Source organism: Mesorhizobium sp. M0208, assembly GCF_040322015.1.
Taxonomy (GTDB): domain Bacteria; phylum Pseudomonadota; class Alphaproteobacteria; order Rhizobiales; family Rhizobiaceae; genus Mesorhizobium.
In genome coordinates, this window is record NZ_JAMYSP010000039.1 from 48,421 (window position 1) to 56,837 (window position 8,417).

The window sequence follows — 8,417 nt, forward strand, 5'->3', positions numbered from 1 at the left end:
CCGCAAAACTCGGCTAGAAGCGGCTGCGGGCAACAGTTTCGGACGGATGGCACGATGACCGGAAGCAGGATTTTGGTGACGCTGACGCTGTTGGCAGCAATGGCCACCGTTGCGGCCTGCGGCAGGAAGGCTGCGCTCGATACGCCCTACGCGGCCGCCGTGCAGGCCCGCAAGGACGCCGAGAAGGCCAAGCAACCTTTGCCGCCGGAGCCGGAAAAACCTGTTGAGGACAAGAAATTCATCCTCGACCCGCTGCTCTGATTTTTCGGACCAATCTCGTGAACCATTTCGACTACCGCGACGGCGCGCTGCATGCCGAGGACGTGGCGATATCAGACATCGCCGCCAGCGTCGGCACGCCATTCTATTGTTATTCGACGGCGACGTTGACCAGGCATTTTCGCGTCTTCACAGAGGCCTTTGCCGGGCTCGACGCCCTCGTCTGCTATGCCATGAAGGCGAATTCGAACCAGGCCGTGCTGAAGGTGTTGGCAAGACTCGGCGCCGGCGCCGACGTGGTCTCGGAGGGCGAATTGCGCCGCGCTTTGGCGGCCGGCATTCCGGCAAGCAAGATCCTGTTTTCGGGCGTCGGCAAGACCGCGCGCGAAATGGATTTTGCGCTCTCGGCCGGCATTCTCTGTTTCAACGTCGAATCCGAACCGGAGCTGGAGCTGCTGTCGGCCCGCGCGACCGCGCTGGGCAAGATCGCGCCGATCTCGCTGCGCATCAATCCGGATGTCGATGCCAGGACGCACAACAAAATTTCGACTGGGAAGGCCGAGAACAAGTTCGGCATTCCCTGGCAGCAGGCACGAAAGGTTTATGCCCGCGCGGCTGAGCTGCCGGGCATCAAGGTCACCGGCATAGACACCCATATCGGCAGCCAGATCACCGAATTGCAGCCCTTCGACGAGGCCTTTGCGCTGCTGGTGGAGCTGGTCGGCGCCCTGCGCTCCGACGGTCATGCCATCGAGCACATCGATCTCGGCGGCGGCCTTGGCATTCCCTACCGCGTCGACAACAACCCGCCGCCTTTGCCCGATGCCTATGCCCGGATCGTCAGAAAGCATGTCGCCGAGCTCGGGCTGAAAGTGATGTTCGAGCCAGGCCGGTTGATCGTCGGGAATGCCGGCATCCTGGTCTCGGCGGTGATCTTCGTGAAGGAGGGCGACGCCAAGAACTTCCTCGTCGTCGACGCCGCGATGAACGACCTGATCCGGCCGACGCTTTACGACGCTTTCCACGACATCAAGCCGGTGGTGCAGCAGCCGGCCGCAGCACCGCGCATGAAGGTCGACGTCGTCGGCCCGGTTTGCGAGACCGGCGACTATCTCGGGCTCGACCGTGACCTGCCCCGGCTGAAATCCGGCGACCTGATCGCTGTCGCCACCGCCGGCGCCTATGGCGCCGTCCAGGCTGGCACCTACAATACCAGGCTGCTGGTACCGGAAGTGCTGGTCGACCGCGACCGCTTCCACGTTGTGCGACCGCGCCAGACCTATGACGAGCTGATCGGACTGGACTCGGTGCCGGACTGGTTGGAGTAGAACTCTGCAGCTACAGGCGGTGCTGAATGAGCGCCCTGGTTTCGGCGATCCTGTTCTCGTTCCGGCGATAGAATGTCCACTGCTTGATGCGCTTGCTGCGCAAAAGCCCTGCCTGGGTCAGCACGCGCATATGTTCGCTGAGCGTCGCCTGGGTGATCCCCAGCTTTTCCGCGATCAGCAGCGCGCAGACTCCGTCGTCGACCAGATCGCCGTCCGCCTGCGGCGGAAAATGCGCGCGCGGGTCCTTGAGCCAGTCGAGGATCTGCAGCCTGCGCTCGTTGGCAATCGCTTTGAAGAGGTCGACCTCTTGCATTTAGCCACTTTGCCAAGTTACTAAGTAATGTCAACTCTGAATGTCAGCCCTGGGAGTGAAAGCATGCTGCACGGCCACACGATCACACGCGAGCGCATTGCGGCGATGGAACCACGCATCCGACCCTTCGTGCGCCACACGCCGGTGCTGCGCGTCGACATGGCCGATTTCGGCCGCCCGGCTCTGCCGGTCGACCTGAAGCTTGAGTGCTTGCAGCATTCCGGCTCGTTCAAGGCGCGTGGTGCGTTCACCAATCTCCTCGAACGGCCGGTTCCTGCGGCCGGCGTCGTCGCCGCATCGGGCGGCAATCACGGCGCCGCCGTCGCCTATGCCGCCATGCGACTCGGCCACAAGGCGACCATCTTTGTTCCCGAAGTGAGCCCGCAGGCCAAGCTGGACCGCATCCGTGGCTACGGCGCCGAGCTGATCGTCGGCGGCGCCCGTTATGCCGAGGCGCTGGCCGCCAGCGAGAGCTTCGCCGAAAAATCCGGCGCCCTGCAGATCCACGCCTTCAATCAGGAGGAGACGCTGGTCGGGCAGGGCACGCTCGGCCTCGAAATCGAGGCCGACCTGCCGAAGCTCGACACCCTGCTGGTCGCTGTCGGCGGCGGCGGCCTGATCGGCGGCATCGCCGCCTGGTTTTCCGGCCGCATCAGGATCATCGCTGTTGAGCCGGAGGGTGCGCCGACGCTTCATCGCGCGTTCGCGGCGGGCCGACCCGTCGACGCGCCGGCTGAGGGCGTCGCCGCCGATTCGCTCGCGCCAAAGCGTGTCGGCGAAATGATGTTTCCTATCGCCGAGGCATTCGTCGAGCGCTCGATCCTGGTCGGCGACGACGACATTGTCGCCGCCCAGGCGGCGCTGTGGGACCGCGTGCGAATCATCTCCGAGCCGGGCGGTGCGGCCGCCTTCGCGGCGCTCCTGTCCGGCCGCTACGCACCGGCTAGAGGCGAGCACGTTGCCGTACTGGTCTGCGGCGCAAACGCCAATCCGGCGAAATTCTGACAATATCCGGGGCATTATTGTTCACGTTTTGGGGAACCGCCTCGCCTTCGCCGTGTTTGTTGGTATCCTTAGGGCGATGTGCATCCGCTTGGACGCACGAAGTACGCGCTAAGATTTTAGGTCTTCGCATCGTGCTTCCCGGAAATCGACTTTTCGGGCCCATGCGATAGACTCGTGAGGCCTGGGCTATCCCGCCCGGCCAGGAAGGGCCGATGACGCAACGACCCATTTTCACCAGCGATCGCAGTCTGGCCAGGCGCCTTGCCTTGAGCCGGCTGGGGACGCAGGTCTCGATAATCGTCGAACGCGGCTGGCCATTGCTGCTGCCGCTGATCATCGTCGCCAGCCTGTTCCTCAGCATTTCGTGGCTCGGCCTGTTCCCATTTTTGCCCGATCTGGCGCGGATCGGTCTTATCACGGCATTCGGCGTCGCAGCGCTTGCCGCACTCTACCCGCTGCGTTTCTTCCGCACGCCATCCAGTGCCGAGGTCGACCGCCGCATCGAGGCGGCCAACCGGCTGCTGCACAGCCCGGTGCAGGTCCAGACCGATCGCCCGAGCGGCAAGGAAAGCATTTTTTCGCAAGCCCTGTGGCGCGAGCATCAGCGGCGCATGGCTGACCGGCTGGGCGAGCTTGGCGGCGACGTGCCGCGCACACGCGTGCCGGAACGCGACCCGTGGGCGTTGCGCGCCGTTGCCGCGCTTTTGTTGGTCACTGCCTTTGCCTTCTCCTTCGGGCCGTCGGGCGGCAGGCTGGGCGACGGCTTTGGTGCCCGTGCCGCCCGCGACGTCGTGCCGCCGCGCATTGATGCCTGGGTGACGCCGCCGGCCTATACCGGCAGGCCGCCGATATTCCTGAACGCCCCAGTCCTTGCCAACAACGCCACTCAAACGGCGCCGACCTTCACCGTTCCGGAGGGCAGCGATGTGTCGCTGCGCGTCACCGGCGGTTCGGGCGAGGAAACGCTGAGTTACGCCGACACCGGCGGCAACACCCGCGCCATCGATCCGACCGGGCCGCAAGCCGCCAAGACTGAGGCAGCTCCGGCAACGCCTTCCACCGTGCGCCAGTTCAGCGGCAAGTTGACGGCCGACGGCACGCTGACGCTGCAGTCCGGCGACGGCGAGCTCGGCCGCTGGGCCTTCGCCATAATTCCCGACAAGCCGCCGCAGATCCGCTTTGTCGGCGAGCCGAAGCGCGCCGTCAACGGCGCCTTCGAACTCAACTACCAGATTGACGACGACTATGGCGCGGCCTCCGCCAAGGCCGTTTTCGCATTGGCCGATCCGCAGGCACCCAACGCGCATCCGCTCTATGGCCCGCCGGAAATGCCGCTGACGTTGCCGCGCCGCGGCGGGAAGGCGAATGCCGCTAAGACGACGAAGGACCTGACCGACCATGTCTGGGCCGGTGGTAACGTCAAGCTGTCGCTTGTCGCCACCGACGGTGCCGGACACACGGCGACCAGCGAAACCAAGACGCTGGTGATGCCGGAGCGGCCATTCTCCAACCCGTTGGCGCGGGCTGTTGTCGAGCAGCGCCGCATGCTGGCGCTCGACGCCTATGCCAAGGACCGGGTGCTCGACCTGATGGATGCGATCACGCTCAGGCCCGAAGACACGTTCGACAACATGACGCACTACCTCGCCATCATGAGCGCCCGCACCCGGCTGAAGATGGCTGACAGCGACGACCAGTTGCGCGACGAGGTCGCTTACCTCTGGGAGATCGCGCTCGGCATCGAGGAAGGCAATCTGTCGGCGGCCGAGAAGCGGCTGCGCCAGGCGCAGCAGGCGCTGCAGGATGCGATCAAGAACGGCGCCAGCGACCAGGAGATCGAGAAGGCGATGAAGGAACTGCGCGAGGCGATGAACCAGTTCCTGCAGGAATTCGCTGCGCGGGCGCAGCAGAATCCGAATGCGCCACAGATGCAGCAGAACGGCCGGGAACTGCTTCAGAGCGACATCGACCGCATGATGGACCAGATCGAGAACCTGGCGAAATCCGGCAATCGCGACCAGGCGCAGCAATTGCTGTCTGAGCTGCAGGACATGATGAACAATCTGCAGGCAGGCCGCCAGCAACAAGGCGGTCAGCAGGACAGCGAGATGCGTCAGCAGATGGATAAGCTGGGCGAGATCATGCGGCGCCAGCAGGAGATGATGAACGACACCTTCCGCATGGACCAGATGCAGCGTGGCCAGCAACAGCGCGGGCAGAACCGCGACGAGCAGCTCGGCGAGAACGGTGAGCCGGGCCCGATGGACGAACAGGGCAAGCCCGGCCTGGGCGACGACCGCGATCCGCTCGGCCGGCCGGGGCAGATGACGCCGCAGGAATTCGCCGATGCGATGAAGCAGTTGCAGGAAGGCCAGGGCAAGCTGCAGAGCGAGCTCGATCAATTGAGGAAGAGCCTCGAAGGCATGGGCCTCGACTCCAATGAGGGGTTTGGCGAGGCCGGCAAATCCATGGGCAATGCCGAACAGGCGCTCGGCGAGGGCGAAGGCGACCAGGCCGTCGGTCACCAGGGCCGCGCATTGGAAGCCTTGCGCAGGGGCGCCAAGGACATGATGAAGCAATTGCAGGCAATGCAAGGCGACCAGGGCGGCAACGGCCAGGGCGGACGACAGCAGAATGCCGACCGTGACCCGCTCGGGCGGCCCCGCACCAGCGAGGGTCCCGATGACGGGAGTTCGGTGAGAGTGCCTGACGAGATCGACGTGCAGCGTGCCCGCCAAATCCTCGAAGCGATCCGCAAGCGGCTCGGCAATGCACTCAGCCCCGATATCGAGCGCAGCTATCTGGAGCGGCTGCTGGAGCTGAAGTAAGGCTGCCTGTATTCGGAAGATCGCCGCGCGCGGTGCTGGCCGCTACCGCCGGACTGAGCGGCATTCTTAACGGTTGGTGAACGCCTCGCGGATAGCCTCTTCCATGCCGTCGATAGCCTCGCCGGAAGCGTTCGGGTTGCGCCGCAGCACCACGTTCGAGGAATCGATGTCGCCGAACCCGTCGGCGGTCGTAAGCTCGCGGCAGCCGGCCGGGATGTTGCTGCGCGAGATCGGCGCAATCGCCAGCCCGGAGGTGACGGCGAGCCGCAGGCCGCCATTGGTATCGCTGGTGTAGGCGACACGATAGGCGAGATCGCGCTGTTCCAGCGACTTTATCGCGAAATCCTTGCACCAACCGGCACGGTTGTAGAGCGCGATCGGCACCGGCCGCTCCTCATGCATGTGATGCAGCTCTGACGTCACCCATACGGTCGGGTCATGCATCAGCACCTCACCCCCCGACAGATCCTGCCATTCGAACACCACCGCCAGATCGAGCTCGCCAGCGGCGAGCGCCGCGATCTGCGCACCGGAATGCGCGTAGCGGACGGTGATGTCGACCTGAGGATGGCGCTTGGCAAAGGCGCCGAGCGCGCGCGACAGGATCGCGTGGCCATATTCCTCCGGGATACCGATGCGCACCGGCCCGCCAAGCGGCGCCGCGACCATCGATGCCGCCGTCTCGTCGAGCAGTGAAACGATGCGCCTGGCGTTGGCGATGAGCTCGCCGCCGCGCCGTGTCAGCGCCACACCGCGCGAGCCGCGCTCGAACAGGCTGTCGCCGATCATCCCTTCAAGCTTCTTCATCTGCATCGAGACCGCCGACTGGGTGCGGCCGGCCCGCTCCGCCGCCTTGGTGAAATTGCCACTGTCGGCGACCGCCACGAAGGTTCGCAACAGGTCGCTGTCGAGATTGGGTCGCATGTGCCCGCCATAAGAAAATCTGATTGCTGGCATCATTCCAATTCGTTTGCAACATGTCAAACGGCGGACGATAGTTCGCCTTACCCATTGGATATGCGGCCGCGAAATCGGCCGCGGACCAATCAAAAGTCCTCACTCGTACCCGCTGCCCGAAATGGCGGCGGGTTCTTTTTACCCGGATGCAGGCCTGCGTTCGGCCGCGCACGCGGGGACAGGAGCGCCTATGCAGAATCGGCTTGTGCTCGGCATCCTCAGCCTCTGTCTCGGCGTACTGGTCTTTTCGCTGCAGGACCCGCTGGTCAAGGCGGTGTCGAGCCACTATCCGGTCACCGAGGTGATGGCGATCCGCTCGATCGTCGCCTTGCCGATCCTGGTTTTCCTCGTCCACGCCGATGTCGGATTGCAGGCAATCCTGTCGAAGCGGTTCGGCATGCTGACGATGCGCGCCTTCATCCAGTTCACCTCCTACACGGCCTACTATCTGGCAATCGCCGCCCTGCCGCTGGCTGACGCGGTGGCGCTCTATTTCATGGCGCCGCTGTTCATCATGGCGCTGGCCGGCCCCTATCTCGGCGAACGCGTGTCCTGGCAGGCGCTCGCCACCGTCCTGGTCGGCATGCTCGGCGTGCTGGTGATGGTGCGCCCGGGCGCCGGCTTGTTCGACTGGGCAGCGCTGCTGTCGCTAGGTTCGGCTCTGCTCTACGGTTTCTCGCAGCTGATGGCACGCAAGATCGGCGACACCGAATCCTCGACTGTCATGGCGTTCTATCAGAACGGCGCCTATCTGGTCGGCGCCGCCTTGGTGGCGGCATTGTTTTGGCTGGCAGGCATTGACCACGCCGTGCATCCGAGCCTCGAATTCCTCGTCCGGCCATGGGTCTGGCCGGCGACGCCGGATCTCCTCAAGATGGGGACATGCGGCTTCGTTGCCTCGGCCGGCATGATCCTGTTGTCGCAGGCCTACCGGCTGGCGCCCGCCAACAGCGTCGCCACCTTCGAATACACCGGTATCATCTGGTCGCCGCTATGGGGTTTTCTGTTCTTTGCCGAGGTGCCGCGACCAGCGACGGCGGCCGGCGCAGCCCTCATCATCGGCGCCGAGCTTTTTGCGCTCAATGCCGGCCGGCGCCGGAGCGGCGCGCCAGCCAATACGGCGACCTGCGACCCTGCCTGAAGGCGGTCGGCCTTGGGCTTAGGCGAAGCAGGCGAGCGCCTGTTCGACGCGGGCGCGGATTTCAGCCAGCGTGAACGGCTTTTGCACGACGTCGAGAATAATGCCGTCCAATTCCTCGGCGCGCTCGCGCTGGTCGGCATAGCCGGTCATCAGCATGATCTTCATCGCCGGGAACAGCGCTGCTGCCGCCTTGGCCATCTCGATGCCGTCCATCTCCGGCATGCGGATGTCGGACAGCACAAGGTCATAGCTCCCTTGCGCCGCCCGGATCAGAGAAAGGCCATGTGCGCCGTCCGCGGCGACAGTGACATTATGCCCGGCGCGCTCGAGCGCGCGAGCGGCGAGAGTGCGGACGGATTCATCGTCCTCGACGATCAGGAGCTTTGCCATGGGCAAGATATTTGGCGAGGAAAAGTTGATGTTTCCTGAAAGCCAGGAAGGCCATGAGGCCTTTTCAGAATTCGCTCCGCCGAGTCATATGACGTGGTTTTCGAGACCCGGAGCGGACGTTCGAGTCCGTGAGCACCGGAAGCGCAGAAAAGGTACGACCCGGAGACATGGGTAACAGAATGTACCTAAGACATGGGTGACAACCTCGTGCCGAACGGGTTGTCGATGGTCTGCAA

General features: G+C 64.4%; 8 protein-coding genes. 5 read left to right on the forward strand and 3 right to left on the reverse strand.

Going from position 1 to position 8,417, the window contains the following annotated elements:
* The first annotated feature begins 54 nt into the window (after window positions 1–54).
* Window positions 55–261 carry a hypothetical protein gene (locus tag NKJ17_RS28000; protein ID WP_023677931.1) on the forward strand — a complete coding sequence of 69 codons (207 nt, stop codon included), beginning with the start codon at window positions 55–57 and terminating at the stop codon, window positions 259–261.
* Between the two features lie 17 nt (window positions 262–278).
* Window positions 279–1,547 (forward strand): diaminopimelate decarboxylase, encoded by a 1,269-nt coding sequence (lysA, locus tag NKJ17_RS28005; protein ID WP_352691042.1) that lies wholly within the window; start codon window positions 279–281, stop codon window positions 1,545–1,547.
* Between the two features lie 10 nt (window positions 1,548–1,557).
* Here the strand turns inward: lysA and NKJ17_RS28010 are convergent, their stop codons facing one another.
* Complete coding sequence (locus NKJ17_RS28010; RefSeq protein WP_352691043.1) at window positions 1,558–1,860, reverse strand: ArsR/SmtB family transcription factor; 303 nt, start codon at window positions 1,858–1,860, stop codon at window positions 1,558–1,560.
* Window positions 1,861–1,923: 63 nt separating this feature from the next.
* Between NKJ17_RS28010 and NKJ17_RS28015 the strand changes: the two genes are divergently transcribed.
* Window positions 1,924–2,865, forward strand: coding sequence for a threonine/serine dehydratase (locus NKJ17_RS28015; RefSeq protein ID WP_352691044.1), 942 nt, complete (start codon window positions 1,924–1,926; stop codon window positions 2,863–2,865).
* A gap of 212 nt (window positions 2,866–3,077) precedes the next feature.
* Complete coding sequence (locus NKJ17_RS28020) at window positions 3,078–5,693, forward strand: TIGR02302 family protein (protein WP_352691045.1); 2,616 nt, start codon at window positions 3,078–3,080, stop codon at window positions 5,691–5,693.
* Window positions 5,694–5,759: 66 nt separating this feature from the next.
* Here NKJ17_RS28020 and NKJ17_RS28025 read toward each other — a convergent pair whose 3' ends face one another.
* Window positions 5,760–6,617, reverse strand: coding sequence for a LysR family transcriptional regulator (locus NKJ17_RS28025; protein WP_352649318.1), 858 nt, complete (start codon window positions 6,615–6,617; stop codon window positions 5,760–5,762).
* Window positions 6,618–6,840: 223 nt separating this feature from the next.
* Here NKJ17_RS28025 and NKJ17_RS28030 point away from each other — a divergent pair, with 223 nt between their 5' ends.
* Entirely contained in the window at window positions 6,841–7,791 is a 951-nt protein-coding gene (locus NKJ17_RS28030) for a DMT family transporter (RefSeq protein ID WP_352691047.1), read from the forward strand.
* 18 nt (window positions 7,792–7,809) lie between these two features.
* Here the strand turns inward: NKJ17_RS28030 and NKJ17_RS28035 are convergent, their stop codons facing one another.
* Window positions 7,810–8,181, reverse strand: a complete 372-nt coding sequence (locus NKJ17_RS28035) for a response regulator (RefSeq protein WP_352691048.1) — start codon at window positions 8,179–8,181, stop codon at window positions 7,810–7,812.
* Window positions 8,182–8,417: the final 236 nt, after the last annotated feature.